Here is a 15,373-nt window from a genome sequence, read left to right as displayed (position 1 = left end):
GGCGACGGGCGCGCCCCCGGGGCTTTTGCGGGCCGGCGCCGGCCGGCACGCGCGCGGCGACGCGCTAGCGCGTCGCCACCGCCGTCGCCTGCTTCGGCTGCCCGCCCTGCATCGGCTGCGACGCTTGCCACCAGTACTTGCCCGCGCGCTGCTGCGGATCGCGGATCGCGAGATACGTCGTACTCCAGAGCTGCGCCGCGTTGGCTTCGGTCGCATCGGCGCTGCGCGTGCCGAATGCGTCGGTCTGGTACTTGCCGTTCACGTAGGACCACGTCCACATTTCCGACGTGCGCATGTCGCGTCCGTTCGAGATCACCTGCCAGATCGTCTGCCGCGCCTGCGTGAGCAGCGTGCGTGTCGCGGCCGACAGGTCCTGGCGCGCCAGCTGGCGATCGAGCCCGGCCACCCACATCGCCTGCTGCCACGACCAGATTACCGTGCCGTGATACGCGGAACTCGTGAACTTCGGCCACAGCGACGGGTTCGCATACGCGGGGTTCGCGATCAGCATCCCGACATCGGTCACGAGCCCGGTCGGGAATGGCCGCGTGACGTCGGCGACGATCCGCTGGAGCTGATCGTCCGGCGGCGTGCCGAAGAGCAGCGCGAAGCCGCCGTCCGAATTCATCACCGGGATCGGGTTGCCCTGCTGGTCGAGCGACAGCGCGTAGAAGGCCAGCGACGCGTTGGGCGCGGCGCCGGCCGGCACGCCGGCGGACGGCGCATAGGCCGACACGTCGATGGCCGCCTGCGCGGCCGGCACGCTGACCTGGAACAGCGGCGGCGCCTGCGTTTCCCACGTGGCCGCTTCGTTCGCCGTGTTGGCGAGCGTCGCGCGCTGCCCGGCATCGAGATACGGATCGAGCAGGCCGCGGGCGAGAAACGCGTTCGCCGCGCGCAGCGCGGCCGGCACGAGCACCGCGTTCACGTCGTACGGGTACACGCCGCCGCCGAGGCCGTCGGTACTGTCGCGCCAGTTGCCGACGATTTCACCGGGCCGCAGGTGAATCAGGTTCGCGACCGACGGCTGCTGCGCGAACGGCTGCGCGGTCGTCGCGACGTGCAGCAGATTGACGACGAGGCGGCTGCCGTTGGTCTGCCCGTCGCTGCCGCGCTGCGCCAGATACGTGGCCGCACGCGCCTGGCCGCGCGTATCGTCGATCAGCCACGCGGCCGCGATCGGCGCGAGCAGGTAGTCGCTGTCGATCATCTTGTAGTCGTAGGTCGGTGTCGGATCGTTCGGTCGCCCGTTCTTCTGGTTGTCGACCAGCGCGAATTCGCCGATGCCTTCCTCGTGCGCGACCTTGCCGTCGGCCGACAGGCGGCTCAGCACCGACGACAGCCCGGCCTCGATCGCAGCGGGTTCGAGCACGGGCATCAGCATGCGGACCGAAATCAGCGTGTCGCGGCCGAAGTACGTGTCGTACTGCCACGAGCCCGCCAACAGCTTGTCGTTGAAGCTCAGGAATTCGAGCACGTTCTGGCTGACCGGGTCGGGATTCACCGACGGGGCGAACAGGTCGGCGTGCGTGATCGGCGACAGCGGTGTCTCGCCCGACAGCGCATCGATGTGCAGCTTCAGCGTGTGCGAGCCCGCCGGCGCGTTCAGCACGAGCTTGCCGCCCGCTGCCGGCGCGATGCTGCCGCCGTCGCGCAGCGTGATGCGCAGCGCATAGCCGGGCGCGCCGTCGAGCCGGTCGCGTTGCCATTGCGCGGTGCCGCCCTGGACCGTCGGCGCGGTGAGGATCTGCGGCGGAATCGTCGCGCCGCCGTTGAAGTCGCGCAGGAAGCGCACGTTGCTGAGCACGCCCTGGCGGATCGTCAGCGTAGCGGTGTCGACCGACACGTCGGCGCCGATGCCGTACAGCGGGCGGCCGTGTGCGTCCGGGGCCGACAGCGCGGACGGCGGCGTGTCGAGGGTCCAGTTCACCGGCTGCGCGGTGTCGTCGAACCACAGCCCGGTGCCGCTATTGCCGGCGGGGAAGACCACGAGCAGGCGCGGCTTCGTCGACGAGCGTACCAGCAGGTGCGCGGCGACCTTGTCCTGCCGGTAGAACGCGTTGATCTGGCCGCCGGTATCCATGCGGAACGACAACGCGGCGGTGTTCGACGGCGGGGTGGTCGACCGGACGTCGTCGTCGTTGCAGGCCGACAGCAGGCCGGCGCAGACGAACCCGAGACACAGCGACTTCGCAAGGCGATGCATGTTGATGTCCCTCCTGATGACTGGCGATTTTTTATCCGGATATCTAATTGGCGGATCTTGGGTCCGTTGGGTGCTGCTTTGCATTCACTCTCGCGAATGACTGGAGTGAATGAGGGTATTGCGTTTCTTCGAAAGGAAAATGAGTTGGCAAATAACCGAGTGGCCGATATATGCCGAAAGCTGAAAACGACAGGGGCGCACGTCGATGCCCCGCGGGAAGGTCGATACAACGGGCCTTCGCGCAGGTGAGTGGCGAATCCGGAGCGGCGAGGAAAACGATACGTAAGCCGTCGTAGGCGATTCTAAATTTGCGGGAAAGTCGAAGTCAATAATGTTTTTGTCTTCCAATATTGGATTGAAATCCGGTCGCAATTATTACTCGTTGCGCCGGTAAAATGTGCGATTCAATGGGATCAAGTTAATGCATTCCGGATATCGGTTGAGAAACGATCGGCAATGCTCCGTCACGCCGGCGATTGATGCCGGATAGGAAACGAATCGGCGCATTGTGTCGGTCGGTGTCATGGCAGGCCGACATGCGCCGCCACCGTGCGCGAAGGCCGTCAGCAATCCGCGTTCCTGCGCATGCCCGCACGACGATGCATCGTCGCTTCGACGCTTCACCGGCTAAAGAGGCTCGACGAAGAGCGCGCGAAGCTCGAGCGGCCCGTTCGCGGCCGATTTGTCGCCGGACACGGTCATGCTGCAGGACGTGCTTTCAAAAAACGCCGAGGCGTTCCCGACGTCGTGAACGGTCACGGACTCGAAGCAGCGTTTCGCGCAAGCCAGCGGCAGACTTTCGCTTTGTTGCAGCTGCCCCCGCACGGTCATCGTCACGAGTCGGTCGCGGGGATCGAAGCGCGCTGTAGAGACGCGTCGAACGTGTGTATCGGGGGCAGGAGCCGGCTACGGGCGGGCAATTTTTCTTGCTGAATATTTATAATCGCCCGCGGCTGAGCCTTTCCGCTCGCGCTGGGCGCGAATATCGCCCTAACTGATTTAGTATGAGCAATCTGCGCGCGACGCGAGGGGCGCGCATTCGCGGTGAGGAGACCCATGCATCCCCGTAAGACTGCCCCTTACATCATCGTGGCGATTGCTTCCGTGATCGCATGCGCGCTCATGGCGCTATGCGTGCTGCAACTCTTGCAGAGCCGCGACGACGCGATGGAGCGGGCAAGGGAAACGTCACGCAACCTCGGACTGGTCGCCGAGCGCGACATCGAACGTAATTTGGAGTTGTACGACCTGTCTTTGCAAGCGGTCATCCATGGGTTGCAGCGCCGCGATGTGATGGACGCTTCGCCCGGTCTGCGCCGTGCGGTGCTGTTCGATCACGCGATGACCGCGCAATTTCTCGGCTCGATGCTCGTAATGGATGCAGGCGGCAATATCGTTCTGGATTCGGGCTATGACGAGCCGCGCAAGGGCAATTTCGCCGATCGGCGATACTTCACGGTCCACCGCGACAACCCGAACGTCGGACTCTATATCAGTGACCCGTTCGTCTCCCGTTTGCGTGGAGGAAAGCTCAGTATCGCGCTCACGCGGCGGATTTCGAACCCCGATGGATCGTTTGGCGGCATTGTCGTTATCGCGGTCAATCTTGATTATTTCCATCAACTCTTCGCCGGGCTTTCGCTTGGCAAGCATGGCTCGATTTCGCTCATCGGCGAAGACGGCAAGATGGTGATGCGTCAGCCGTACGATGTGCATACCATCGGCCGCGACATCAGCAAAGCCGCGACGTTCCGGCGGTTTCAGACCGCGCGCGAGGGCGCCTTCTCCGAAACGTCATCGATCGACGGCGTGCGTCGCCTGTACTACTTCAAGCATTTGCCGAAACTGCCGCTGATCATCATGGTGGCGGAGGCAGAGGAGGACATTTACGCCGCATGGCGGCAACGTGCGATCAAGATCGGCGGACTGGTCGCGACGTTCGGGGTGGCGTTCATCGCACTGTCCCTCCTGCTCGGTTCGCAGCTACGGCGCCGTATGCGGGCGGAGTCGGAACTCGTGCTGCTCGCCCGGACGGACGGTCTCACCGGCCTGAGCAATCGCCGCAGCTTTGGCGAGGTACTGGACCAGGAGTGGCGTCGCGCGCGACGTGCGCATTCCGTTTTCTCGCTGCTGTTCGTGGATGTGGACCGGTTCAAGGCTTACAACGACACGTACGGCCATCAGGCCGGGGACGATGCGTTGGCGGCTGTCGCGCGGTGCATCGGCGACAATATTCGCCGGCCGGCCGATACGGCGGCGCGTTATGGCGGAGAGGAGTTCGTCGTACTGCTTCCTGACACGCCACAAACCGGAGCGGCGCAGATTGCCGAGCGGATTCGCGCAGCAATCGATGCGTTGGCCCTCGAGCACGCCGGCAGCGAATACGGACGTGTGACGGCGAGCATTGGCCTGGCGTGCTGGATGCCGGATCAGGAAGGGCAGCCTGATGCCGTGATCAAGGCGGCGGACGAGGCGCTGTACTACGCGAAGGCGACCGGGCGGAACAAGGTTGCCGCGCTGCAGCCGGCGGAGTGACGGGGGGCGCTGCATTGTGTCGCTCGTTATAGAACTGCCGCCAGCGTTCGATGAGCACCCTGGCCTCGGCGCGGCTGCGGAACCATTCGCGGTTTAGCAATGCGTCCCGCAGTTTAGATGTATGGCTTCGCCATGTCTCCGTCCGGAATGCCGAGTCAGAGAATTGCAAGCAGCCGCAGTTGATGTTCGGTCTCGGTCCCTTTTACCAGCGCGTAGAACCGTGCCTCCCGACGCTCAGGCGCTGAAAGATTCTGCGTCTCGGAAAACGTATTCCAATCGTCGCCGTCGATGCACTCGAGTTTTCCGCGAGTGCGTGCAAAGGCAAGCAACAACCGGCTTGCGTCGCGTCGGATAACGATACGGTCTATATTCAACACATAGGGCCGCCAGCCACCCAACACAACGACGTAGTGAGGTATGGAACTTTGGTCGATCGTCATCGCCGGCGTGTCATTTTTTCGAGATGGTGTTAGCAAGTCAGACTCCTTCCAATGCGGCCATTCGTATAGATGTTCGATGCAGAAGAATGCGGTGAGCGATGCTGTTCCCGTTCGTTGGTTGACAGTGCGGATATTCAACCAAACTGTGACGTCAGCCACCCCTCCGCCCATTTCGTTGCGTACGCAATTGCATCGCCACGACTGTAGAAAACGGCCAGGTCGCCGCTAGCGTGCACTTCTCGCTCCGATCCATCCAAGAGGAACGTGGTGATTCTCGCGTGCGCGACGTACTGCTCATCGGCCCTGCGTGGTGTCGGATTGATTCGGAATCTTGTCGAATTGAAGAACATATGCGCCCAACTTTCGTGGTGAACTGAGCCATCGATGGAACAGCCGGAAATGGAATCAGTCGCAAGGAACGGTTGTTCGATGCTCGATGATCGAGCCAGCTATGAGGACGGCATCTCGCTGGCTTGCTACTGTTGCCCGGATGCTCGTCCCCGTGCGAGTGTCGTCACTGTCAGACCTGCTGCCGAAGGTAGCGAACGCACTTTGACCGCAGATTCAACCGACTCAACAGCGCGCCTCGCGGCCGCGTTGTCGAATCGTCTTCCGTGCCGAGAAACTGTTCCGCACATGTGAACTTGTCCGCGGAGCTGACGGACTTCGCTATCTGAAGCGATGCGTGACCTATCCAGACACGATCGCGCCATTCGCATTGCGCACGATGGACGACGAGCCATGCCTGCAATGATTCAACGAGCTGAAATGGCGACAGCCACTCACGAGTTTTCCTTTGAGTGACGAGTTGCATTGCAACAAGGAAACAGAGCAAATCCACGTATCTGGTCGCGAAGCGCATGATGGTCGTCGTCTTGTTGTCGATACTCGCGAATGCTTCGGCACCCGTATCATCCCCGGGTACTGAGCGCCTTCTCTATTGCCGCAATCAACCTGAATGCATCGTCCCGACCAATCAGGAGGCCACGGCCAGTGTACTCATGTCCGAACGCATAGAAGCTCGGCAGGAGTGTCACCATTTCCTTCTTTTGATCGAAATCTACTTCGCATTTTGTCAGCGGGAAAAACGGAGGAACATCGGCCGGCATATTGAACACGATGGTCCCCTAGTACCTCTTGCGAGGCGGCAACATGTGCTTCGCGCGCCGACGCTGTCTGACAACGGCGCAGGCCTTTTTCCGCTTGCGTTCCGTCGTCGGCTTCTCGTAGCTCGTGCGGCTGCGCAACTCGCGAATCAGCCTTGTTTTCTCAATGCCGCGCCGAAATCGCCGCATGCACAACAAATTGCGTTGCGTTGGCGCGTGGCCTCAGCGTGCGCTGGAAAAGAACGCCTGACTGCGTCGATTGTCGTCGATGATGTTCTCGGCATAGCGCACCGACGCTCGACGCGCGTCGCCGGCGTTGTCGAATGGCGATGCGTCGCCCAATCTGAAGGTCTGGCTCTGCGTCAGCGTATCGGTGGTGCCGCGCAGGCAAATCTTGACCGCCGCGTCGAATCCGGCGTCGTAGTTATGCGGGCAGCCGTTCAGCGGCGGCACGTGAGGATAAATGAGTGGATAAATCTCGAATCCACGATAGACATGCATGCTCATGACGAACTCCTGGCGTTCGGCCACGACGAGTCGCATGGGCGAACACATCCGGCCAGTATCCCGTTACGGGGCGGCCAATGGGTGAGGGGAACAACGTTGCAGCGCGAAGGAGGGGCGATGCAGCAAGCGGAAGGCTGGAGGGGCGAACGTCAGAGGACGACTGGTCGCTCGGATGAGCCCATCATACGCGCATCGCTTGCTTTGCGTTCAATTTATTCGGGAGTGGCACAAAGGCGCACCACACATGAGCGGAAGGTGTGGGAACGGCTTGCTAGATGAGGGGGCGTTGTCGCCCGTCTGGCCGGCGTTCGGGCAAGGCGCATGCACCCCATGCGTATGCGGCGACTGGCGTGCCGTTTTCTAGTGTCACGCAGAAGTTGCTGTCTGGATGCACTTCCTCGACGACGCCATCCGGACCCGCGAGCGTTATTGTGGAGCAAGCGAGCGTTTCTTTGAATGTGATTTCGTGACGGAGAGAGGCTTGGGTGGCACCCAGTTTAATGCGGTGCCCAGCTTTGGCAGGATCATGGCTTGCTTGGCACGGGGAGGCGCCTTGTTACTGCGAGGCCAGCTTCGGGTCATGGGGGTTCTCCTGCTGCGCCCCTCGCTTGGATCGGTGAGCGCTATGTGTGCGATCGCGCTGGTGCGGCCTAACATGCGCGCGGCGTGCGACATTGGGGTATAGGCACACGCCCGGAGGCGATGGCCTGATGCAAAGCGGACGGCCATGCCGGGCCTGCGTCGAGTCGCCCATGCGACGCCGGGTTTGGCACGTGAAGCGGCCGTGATGTGCCGCTCCGTCGATGGGCTGAGGGTTCGGCGATTACAGCGGGGTAATGTTCGAGGCCTGCAGGCCTTTGGGGCCGCTCTTCGTTTCGTAGCTGACTTTCTGACCTTCCGCGAGGGTCTTGAAGCCGTCGCTGCGGATTTCCGAGAAGTGGGCGAACAGATCATCGCCGCCTTTGTCGGGGGTGATGAAACCGAAGCCTTTGCTGTCGTTGAACCACTTGACGGTACCGGTATCCATGTTAGATCTCCTGAAAATAAACGAGCGCATGTGCCCCGAATGAACGAGGAAAAAGAAATCAAGGAGGGAGAGGACAACGAATACCGCAGGCTGCGGTCGATGATGAGCAGCAATCGCGCTTCTTGAATACTTCAGCGGCCGACAGTACGCGTCGTCAAGAAATGTGTCAAGCGCTTTTGAACGCGGCAGAGCAAGTGACTGAAATTCGGTCGGCGACTGATCGCCGACGTGACTGCTTGCTCTTAGGGAGCCATCCTTGTTGTTTCGTCTGCGACCGGCTGTTCAGGACCGGCACCCGCCCATCCGCAAAAGCACAAGCGTAGGTTTGTACGCCGGGCTTGTCAGATAAAGAGCAGGTACTGCTGCATCATTCGAGTGACAGTTGCTGATACCGCTGTAGGGTGCGTGCTCGTGTGACTGCGAAAAATTGATTGGGTAACCTGAATTTACCAGTGGTCCCCGTGGGGGGCGACCACCTCTCATTGGCCGCGAGAGGGGGCAACCCGGCGGGAGCGTAGGTTGCCGCGCACAGGCCCGGCTCTTGAATACACCAACGCCGTACCCACTGGGGTATCCACGATGCTGGCCGTGTGTAATCGACAAGTCGTGGACATGACATGTGGGCGCAGGCAAACCCCTATCCTCTCAAATGTTTCATTTCCTCGGCTTCCACCGCGGCAAGCCGCTCTTCGCTTGCGGAAACAGATTCCATGGCTTCGTTGATCGATGCCAAAGCGAACTCGCAGGCTAGTTTCGTTGCTTCAACGGTCGGCTCCGGCTCCTCGTCGTCGCTTGGCGGAGGAGACAGCATGTCTTCGAGCATCATGGCCAGTTCTTGGGTATCCCATTGATCGCCCCTTTGCTCCTTCCTCTTTATGTAATGCCGAATTTCCGCGTCTTGTTCGCTCGAGAGCGGGAGATGTCGAAACGTGTTGCTTGGGCTGGCGTCAATCATGATGTTGCTCCGAATCGTGAAGTCGGCTTGCTGTACCTGCCTCCCGGATTGCGCGTGAAGAGGGGCGAGCTTGATTCTCCAATACAAAGGATTGCTTATAGACAATCTGTTGATGAAGGCCTGCTGCGTTTTTTTCAAGGAGTCTGATCGCTCGTCTGATATGTACCAATTCGCGTTCCACGCTGCAGTGCCAACTCATCTTCGCCGCCTTTTGATCGAGACCTGCAATTTGAATTGATGCCCAGCGAGAGCACTAGGGTTCACTTGAACGGGCTGCGCAGGAGCCGGTTCCGAGGGACGTATGCCGCACGACGTGGCGGACTGAAGAGACGGAAAATACCGTGCACAACCGCGGGAGGCCCAAGCTGGAGGGAGGAGCCATCGATTTGCACATGCGGCCCGCATGAGGCCATCATACGCGCCTCGCCGGAGGGGGCAGCCATTTTATTTCGGCCGTGACCAGGAGTGTAGATGCAATGTCGCTGCATCATGTCGAGATCGGTCGGTAGCGCTAGCGTCGGCATGCGGCCATGGGCACTCTAGAGACCGAACATCGCGCCCGCTGAAATAAGGGCGGAAGCTGCCTATCGTCTAGCTTACCAGGAGCAGTTTCCGACGCCATCCGGAGTAGGTGCGGCCGAGAGGGGAGCGCGGGCGGAGCTGTCACCGCCCTGAACCATGCGTGTGCCGGACGGTGGCTGGCGGCCGTCGTAATGGGTCGGCAGCGATTCGCTTGTAGACCAGTATCGAGATGCGCGGGCTGGCGCTTCGGACGATGCAATTCGAAGAATCTCGGTCACCCAGCTACCCGTTCCGTGTATAGTGGGCCTCCCCTTGTGGAGTAATCAACATGCCGACATATCCGCTTCTTCTCTACAAGGGGTTCGAACTTCATCCTCTTGTATTTTCCCGTACGTTTATTCGCTTTGACAGACATTCCCGTTATGCCGAAGGGTATGACATTGCGGTGCGCATATGTCGTCCGGCCTCGATAGCAAGCTCCCCCGGTAGTCGTATTTTCCGGCTGAACCAGCCCCACACGTTCTCCGACTTTGGAGTTGCGAGACGCGCAGCACGGCAACAAGGTAAGGACATCGTCGACGGGAAGGTGGGCGGGGCTTCAGTCGCCGACTTATGAAAGCGCAGCAGTGGCGCCAGAGCAATTGACCATCGCGACTGTCCCTTTGCCTGTTTCACGGTCGTTTTTGGGAAAGGAGCCGCAAGGACCTTCGCGATGGTATCGGCCGTGCAAGTCAACCTGGATGGAATCTCGCATCGTCTCGCGCTGCGCGCGGTCATCCAGGTGTGCTCAACGCTGAGCGCAGTGTTTCGCGTTGCGAGGCACACCATCTCCTGTGTTCGTTCGCGGGTACCTCGGCGCGCCTATTACGGTCGCGAACGATGCTTGCCTCCATTCCTGGCCCACCTTCGGTTTGTCAATGCCGGACATCAAACCTGTCGAAGTCGAATGACGGAAGTGTCGATAACGGCCTATCCCCAAAAAGCACGAGCGCAGGTTTTGGCGTAGGTTTGTGCGCCGGGCCTTGTCAGATGGCGCAGGTACTGCTGCATCGGTCACCAACAGGGGGACATCTGCTGCGCCGCCGTCTTGGGGTTGGAGTGCTTCTCGCTCGACGTCGTCGAGCCAATTTGCCCACGCTTGCATCAGCCACGCGTCGCTGACTCCGCGAAAAGTGGCTTTGCCTTCGTTGATACGTGCCGACAGCAATTCGTGCCGAGCATGTGACTGGTGCGGTCCCTTCTTGACGAGTTCGTGGGCATCGTCACGCGCAGCGCGCGTCTTGAAGGCTGATCGTGGGATATTCGCTAATCGGGAAGAGGTTTTCCTTCCCGGCACTCCTGTATTTGTAACGCCAGAGCTTGAAGCCGGACGGCTTCACCAGCAGATACCGTCCATTGCCGTCGGTAAGTTTGGTAGGCTTGTCGCCTGCCTTCGCTCGTAGGATCTTGACGTCGGCGAGTGATACGGTGAGAAAGCGGCTATCTTCCGTGAAGATTTCAATTGATGCCCTTTATTACCCGTTTTTTCGACCGGACGAGATCTCGAGCGAACGGAGAGTCGAGCGGCGGGCGGGCGTAAGATGCCCGACTGGCAAGGATTCCACGCGAATCGCCGAACCAACACGAACAGGAGCAACCGAAGTGATCAGACATATCGTCATGTGGAAGTTGAAAGAATCCGCGGAAGGCGCCACGCGCGCGCAGAACGCGCTGAAGCTGAAGGAAAAGCTCGAAGGCTGCCGCGACCTCGTGCCGGGCACCCTGCAGATCGACGTCGGCCTGGCGACGCCCGGCCTCGACGCGACCGCCGACATCGTGCTCGTCTCCGATTTCACCGACAAGGCGGCGCTCGACGCGTACCAGGTGCATCCGGTTCACCAGGAAGTGAAGAAATTCGTCGTCGCGGTGGCCGAATCGCGCGAGTGCGTCGACTACATCGTCGACGTCGCACGATGAGCGACGCGGCAACCCCGACGGAAGGCCCGTCGATCGAAAGCCCGTTCGTCGATCTGCTCGGCGTGCAGCTTGTGTCCGCGAAGGATGGTGCGAGCGAGATCGTGCTGCCGCTCGAGGAGCGCCACATGAACACGTGGAGTATCGCGCACGGCGGCGTGACGATGACGCTCGCCGATATCGCGCTCGCGATGGCGGCGCGCAGCCTGACCGACGACGGCGTCGGCGTCGTCACGGTCGAGATGAAGGTGAACTTCATGCAGCCGGGCCGCGGCGAGCTGCGCGCTTACGGGCGCGTGATGCACCGCTCGACGACGATGGCCTACTGCGAAGGCGAAGTGCGCGACAGCGACGGCAATTTCGTCGCGAAGGCGCTCGGCACGTTCAAGTACATGCGGCGGCTTGCGGTCGGCCGCGACATCAAGCGGCAACGCTCGCGCACGGCGCCGGACGCCCATCCCGGCCCGAGCGACGCGTAAGCATCCGCCACGCGCGGCCCTGTCTCTTCGATGCGGCAGGGCCGTTTCGTTTGGCGGCATGGAATGCCGGCACACGGCGCGGCGCGCCGCGTGTCCGGCCCCCGCGTGGCATCATGTCACGCTTGTCCGTTCACGGCGCCCCGCCGGCGCCGTCCACTCCGATGCCGCTGAATCCGAAGATCGCCCAGGTGCTCGACATGATCGAGCGCGCGAAACGTCCGTCGTATCACCACCAGACGCCGCAGCAGGCGCGCGCCGCGTACGAGAAGAGCGCGCCGATCCTCGACGTCGCGCCGGCGCCGATGCATTCGGTGGAGGAATGCGTGGTGCCGACGCGCGACGGCCGCACGATCGGCGCGCGGCTGTATCTGCCGGTCGCGCCGAGCCTGGCGGAGCCGCTGCCCGCGCTCGTGTACTACCACGGCGGCGGCTTCACGGTCGGCAGCGTCGACACGCACGATGCGCTGTGCCGGATGTTCGCGCACGATGCGCAGTGCGCGGTGCTGTCGGTCGGCTACCGGCTCGCGCCCGAGCACAAATTTCCGACCGCGGTGAACGACGCGGACGACGCGCTGCAATGGCTGCATCGCGAGGCCGCCGCGTTCGGCATCGACGCCGCGCGGCTGGCTGTCGGCGGCGACAGCGCGGGCGGAACGCTCGCGACGGTCTGCGCGGTGCTCGCGCGCGACGCGGGCATTCGTCTTGCGCTGCAGCTTCTGATCTATCCGGGCGTGACACGTGACCAGGACACCGAGTCGCACGCGCGACTCGCCAGCGGCCACTTGCTGACGCAGGACACGATCCAGTGGTTTTTCACGCAATACGTGCGCGATCGGGCGGATCGCGACGACTGGCGTTTCGCGCCGCTCGACGGCACGCGCGATGCGCCGTCGTTCGCGGGCGTCGCGCCGGCGTGGATCGCGACGGCCGAATACGATCCGCTGAGCGACGAGGGCGCGGCGTACGCGGACAAGTTGCGTGCGGCCGGCAACGCGGTCACGCTGGTCTGCTATCCGGGAATGATCCACGAATTCTTCAAGATGGGCGGCTACGTGCCGGAGGTACGGGTCGCGCATGCCGATGCGGTCGCGGCGCTTAAGGCCGCATTCGACGAGGTTTGACGGCGGGCGCCGGAAGGCGCGCGCCGCGGGAGGATGGCGATGACGAACGGCGTGGGCAGGGTGGAAACGGGCGACTGGACGGTGCTGGGCGGTGACGCCGCGCGGATTCGCGACGCGGTGTTCGTGCGCGAGCAGCAGATTCCGCCGGAATGGGAACTCGACGACGACGATCCGCTGTCGCTGCATGCGGTCGCGTACCGGACCGACGCGGCGACCGGGCTGCGCCGCGCGGTCGCGACGGGGCGGCTGTTGCCGTCCGGCACGATCGGCCGCGTCGCGGTGCTGGCCGACATGCGCGGGCAGGGGGTCGGGTCGGCCGTGCTGAATGCGCTGCTGGACGCCGCGCGGCGCCGCGGCGAAGCAGTCGTGCGGCTGTACGCGCAGGACTCGGCGGTGTCGTTCTATCTGCGGCACGGCTTTGCGGCGGTCGGCGAACCGTTCGTCGAAGCCGGCGTCCCGCACGTCGAGATGGCGCGCGCGCCGTAGCGCGCCACGTGTGCGCTCAGCGCGGCCGCGCCGCGTCGATATCGAACGTGAACGCGCGCTCGAATGCGCCGGGGCGGACGGTGCGGTGCGAGCCGTCGTCGTCGCTGCGTTCCTTGACCTCGACCGTCAGCCGCACGCCTTCCTTCATCGTGACGCGCAGCGCGGTCGTGCCGCGCGTGCCGTATTCGGGCGTCTCGATGAAGGCGGCCGACAGCGCGCGTTCGCGCTCGATCGGAATGCCCGTGTGCGGCAGCGCGTCGTCGTCCGCGACGTGCGGGTCGCGCATCAGCGCGATCAGTTCGTCGAGCGACGGGGTCGGGTTGTCGGTGAGCAGCGTGCCGAGTTCCGCGCGCTTGCGCACCACTTTCGGCCAGGGCGTATCGAGCCGCGCATTCGACAGCGCATGCACGCCCGGCGCGATCGCGACGGGCGCGGCGACGCGGCTTTCGCCTTCGGGCGCGCGGTTGCAGAACCACGCGAGTTCGCGCCGGCGCCAGTCGCCGACGAGCAGGTTGAAGCCGTTGTACACGGCCGCATGCTCGGCAAGCTGCGCGAGATAGTCGAGCGGCGCGACAGGCGAGCCGCCGAGAAAGTCGGAGACCAGCTTGCCGCGGGTCGGCGCGCCCGCGCGGATGTCGAACGGCGCGCGGTAGTTGGTCAGCGCGGCGAAGCGGCCGTCGCGCGAGACGCCGAGCCACGTGCCGCCTGCTTCGAGATCGCGGCCGGCCAGTACGCCCGGCACGTCTTCCCACCAAGAGAGCGGCGCGCTGGTCCGGCGAAAGAACTCGTCGCGATTGGCGGCGAGGGTAAAGACGGGACCGGCGGCGGCATCGGGCTGCCAGTCGAAGGCAATCAGACACATCGGGCGAATCTCTCGCAGGAAACGTCGCGCGCCGGCTGCGACTCGCGAGCCGGCGCGCGAACGGGTTGTCAGTGCATCACGCTTCGGTCGGCCACGCGTACGGCAGCGCGTCGAACGCGAGCGCCGGGCCGTCGGCCGAACCGAGGTGCACCGTGCCGCTGTCGAGCGCGGCGAGCTTGATCTCGACGAGCGCGTCGACGCCGCCCGCCGGCGCGGCCGCCGCGTTGACGACCATTCCGCACGGCTGGCCCGGGTCGTCGCTGTGGAACAGCTCGACGCCGGCATGCACGGTATCGGTCTCGCCGACGACGTGCGCGAGCGCGGTGCGGCGCTTGATCGTGCCGCGGTACTGGCTGCGCGCCACCACTTCCTGGCCCGGGTAGCACCCTTTCCTGAAGTTAACGGCACCGATCACGTCGAAGTTGACCATTTGCGGGACGAACTGTTCGACGGCCGGCTGCGTGATGCGCGGCTCGCCCGCGCGAACGTCGAGCCAGTCCCACACGGCAGGCGACACGACGGGCAGCGTGCCGGCCAGCGCGGCGAGGCGCGCGTCGACCTCGGCGCGCGGGCCGATCCACAGATAGCGCTTGCGGCCGGCCGCATCGGGCACGCGGATCAGCGCGCCGGCCGGGCCGTCGACCTTCACGTGCACGCCGTCGGGCAGCGCATCGAAGATGCCCGACAGCGCGTCGCGCACGTCGCCCGCGAAGCCGGCCACCGCGAGCGCGTCGCTGGCGTCGGTCAGCTTCGCCTTCGCGCGCAGCACGAACATCGACAGCCGCTTCTGCACGGCCGGCTGCACGTCCTTCGACACGAGCAGGCGCACGTCGTGGCCGGCGCGCCACGTGAGGAACGACGCGAGCAGGCGGCCCTTCGGCGAGCAGTACCCGGACAGCCGCGCGCTGCCGGCATCGAGGTGCTCGATGTCGTTGGTGAGCTGGCTGTGCAGGAACGTCGCGGCGTCGCCGCCGGCCACGTCGATCACGCCGAACTGCGGCAGCGGCATGCAGGCGCCCGGCGCGTCGAAATCGGCGGCGGACGGGCGGAGGAAAACGGGGAGCGAGGCAGATGCGGCCCGGGCAGCCGGTGAAGCGAACGGTGTGCTCATGGAATGAGGGAACAGTCAACCCTGACTTTGACGGAGGCGAGCAAGTATTATATGGGTCTTACC

The 15,373-nt window shown here is 63.5% G+C and carries 17 protein-coding genes and 2 pseudogenes; 7 read left to right on the top strand and 12 right to left on the bottom strand.

The window, feature by feature from the left end; all coding sequences use genetic code 11:
• Positions 1-64 precede the first annotated feature (64 nt).
• Positions 65-2,206, bottom strand: a complete 2,142-nt coding sequence (locus tag CFB49_RS10455; RefSeq protein ID WP_089491286.1) for a hypothetical protein — start codon at positions 2,204-2,206, stop codon at positions 65-67.
• A 612-nt stretch (positions 2,207-2,818) separates the two neighbouring features.
• Between CFB49_RS10455 and CFB49_RS37140 the strand changes: the two are divergent.
• Positions 2,819-3,091 (top strand): annotated as a pseudogene (locus CFB49_RS37140) (IS3 family transposase); the annotation flags it as partial.
• A gap of 171 nt (positions 3,092-3,262) precedes the next feature.
• Positions 3,263-4,741, top strand: coding sequence for a sensor domain-containing diguanylate cyclase (locus CFB49_RS10445; protein ID WP_069617792.1), 1,479 nt, complete (start codon positions 3,263-3,265; stop codon positions 4,739-4,741).
• On the opposite strand, the pseudogene CFB49_RS37135 reads toward CFB49_RS10445, so the two are convergent.
• The 8 genes and pseudogenes from CFB49_RS37135 to CFB49_RS10400 all read right to left on the bottom strand — a co-directional run.
• Positions 4,662-4,868: pseudogene (locus tag CFB49_RS37135) on the bottom strand (integrase core domain-containing protein); the annotation flags it as partial. The gene CFB49_RS10445 and the pseudogene CFB49_RS37135 overlap by 80 nt on opposite strands.
• Before the next feature lie 28 nt (positions 4,869-4,896).
• Entirely contained in the window at positions 4,897-5,181 is a 285-nt protein-coding gene (locus CFB49_RS10435; protein ID WP_069617793.1) for a hypothetical protein, read from the bottom strand.
• Between the two features lie 134 nt (positions 5,182-5,315).
• On the bottom strand, positions 5,316-5,531 hold the full coding sequence (locus CFB49_RS36760) for a hypothetical protein (protein WP_084044169.1): 216 nt from the start codon (positions 5,529-5,531) through the stop codon (positions 5,316-5,318).
• A gap of 561 nt (positions 5,532-6,092) precedes the next feature.
• Positions 6,093-6,299 carry a hypothetical protein gene (locus CFB49_RS10425; protein ID WP_089491285.1) on the bottom strand — a complete coding sequence of 69 codons (207 nt, stop codon included), beginning with the start codon at positions 6,297-6,299 and terminating at the stop codon, positions 6,093-6,095.
• A 9-nt stretch (positions 6,300-6,308) separates the two neighbouring features.
• Positions 6,309-6,476, bottom strand: coding sequence for a 30S ribosomal protein S21 (gene rpsU, locus CFB49_RS10420; RefSeq protein WP_089491284.1), 168 nt, complete (start codon positions 6,474-6,476; stop codon positions 6,309-6,311).
• Between the two features lie 33 nt (positions 6,477-6,509).
• Entirely contained in the window at positions 6,510-6,794 is a 285-nt protein-coding gene (locus tag CFB49_RS10415; protein WP_089491468.1) for a hypothetical protein, read from the bottom strand.
• An 823-nt stretch (positions 6,795-7,617) separates the two neighbouring features.
• On the bottom strand, positions 7,618-7,821 hold the full coding sequence (locus CFB49_RS10405) for a cold-shock protein (protein WP_069617796.1): 204 nt from the start codon (positions 7,819-7,821) through the stop codon (positions 7,618-7,620).
• 637 nt (positions 7,822-8,458) lie between these two features.
• Positions 8,459-8,776 (bottom strand): hypothetical protein, encoded by a 318-nt coding sequence (locus CFB49_RS10400; protein WP_069617876.1) that lies wholly within the window; start codon positions 8,774-8,776, stop codon positions 8,459-8,461.
• Between the two features lie 850 nt (positions 8,777-9,626).
• On the opposite strand from CFB49_RS10400, the gene CFB49_RS36755 reads away from it, so the two are divergent.
• On the top strand, positions 9,627-9,914 hold the full coding sequence (locus CFB49_RS36755) for a hypothetical protein (RefSeq protein WP_084044171.1): 288 nt from the start codon (positions 9,627-9,629) through the stop codon (positions 9,912-9,914).
• Between the two features lie 646 nt (positions 9,915-10,560).
• On the opposite strand, the gene CFB49_RS37130 is transcribed toward CFB49_RS36755, so the two are convergent.
• The gene (locus CFB49_RS37130) at positions 10,561-10,743 is read right to left on the bottom strand and encodes an Arm DNA-binding domain-containing protein (RefSeq protein WP_373453182.1); all 183 of its coding nucleotides are present in this window, start codon (positions 10,741-10,743) and stop codon (positions 10,561-10,563) included.
• Between the two features lie 196 nt (positions 10,744-10,939).
• On the opposite strand from CFB49_RS37130, the gene CFB49_RS10385 reads away from it, so the two are divergent.
• The 4 genes from CFB49_RS10385 (at position 10,940) to CFB49_RS10370 (ending at position 13,337) form a co-directional block, all read left to right on the top strand.
• Positions 10,940-11,254, top strand: a complete 315-nt coding sequence (locus tag CFB49_RS10385) for a Dabb family protein (protein WP_012328683.1) — start codon at positions 10,940-10,942, stop codon at positions 11,252-11,254.
• Positions 11,251-11,730 (top strand): PaaI family thioesterase, encoded by a 480-nt coding sequence (locus CFB49_RS10380; protein WP_089435154.1) that lies wholly within the window; start codon positions 11,251-11,253, stop codon positions 11,728-11,730. The genes CFB49_RS10385 and CFB49_RS10380 overlap by 4 nt, the downstream gene beginning before the upstream one ends.
• A gap of 161 nt (positions 11,731-11,891) precedes the next feature.
• Positions 11,892-12,851, top strand: coding sequence for an alpha/beta hydrolase (locus CFB49_RS10375; RefSeq protein ID WP_069617840.1), 960 nt, complete (start codon positions 11,892-11,894; stop codon positions 12,849-12,851).
• 39 nt (positions 12,852-12,890) lie between these two features.
• Positions 12,891-13,337, top strand: a complete 447-nt coding sequence (locus CFB49_RS10370; RefSeq protein ID WP_069617878.1) for a GNAT family N-acetyltransferase — start codon at positions 12,891-12,893, stop codon at positions 13,335-13,337.
• 16 nt (positions 13,338-13,353) lie between these two features.
• Here the strand turns inward: CFB49_RS10370 and CFB49_RS10365 are convergent, their stop codons facing one another.
• Both CFB49_RS10365 and ygfZ read right to left on the bottom strand, forming a co-directional pair.
• On the bottom strand, positions 13,354-14,199 hold the full coding sequence (locus CFB49_RS10365; RefSeq protein WP_089491282.1) for an NRDE family protein: 846 nt from the start codon (positions 14,197-14,199) through the stop codon (positions 13,354-13,356).
• A 76-nt stretch (positions 14,200-14,275) separates the two neighbouring features.
• Positions 14,276-15,310, bottom strand: a complete 1,035-nt coding sequence (gene ygfZ / locus CFB49_RS10360; RefSeq protein WP_089491281.1) for a CAF17-like 4Fe-4S cluster assembly/insertion protein YgfZ — start codon at positions 15,308-15,310, stop codon at positions 14,276-14,278.
• Positions 15,311-15,373 lie beyond the last annotated feature (63 nt).

Source organism: Burkholderia sp. AU17457 (assembly GCF_002223255.1).
GTDB lineage: Bacteria > Pseudomonadota > Gammaproteobacteria > Burkholderiales > Burkholderiaceae > Burkholderia > Burkholderia sola.
The sequence above is the reverse complement of the archived record's forward strand: the minus strand, read 5'-3'. Positions and strand labels throughout refer to the sequence as shown.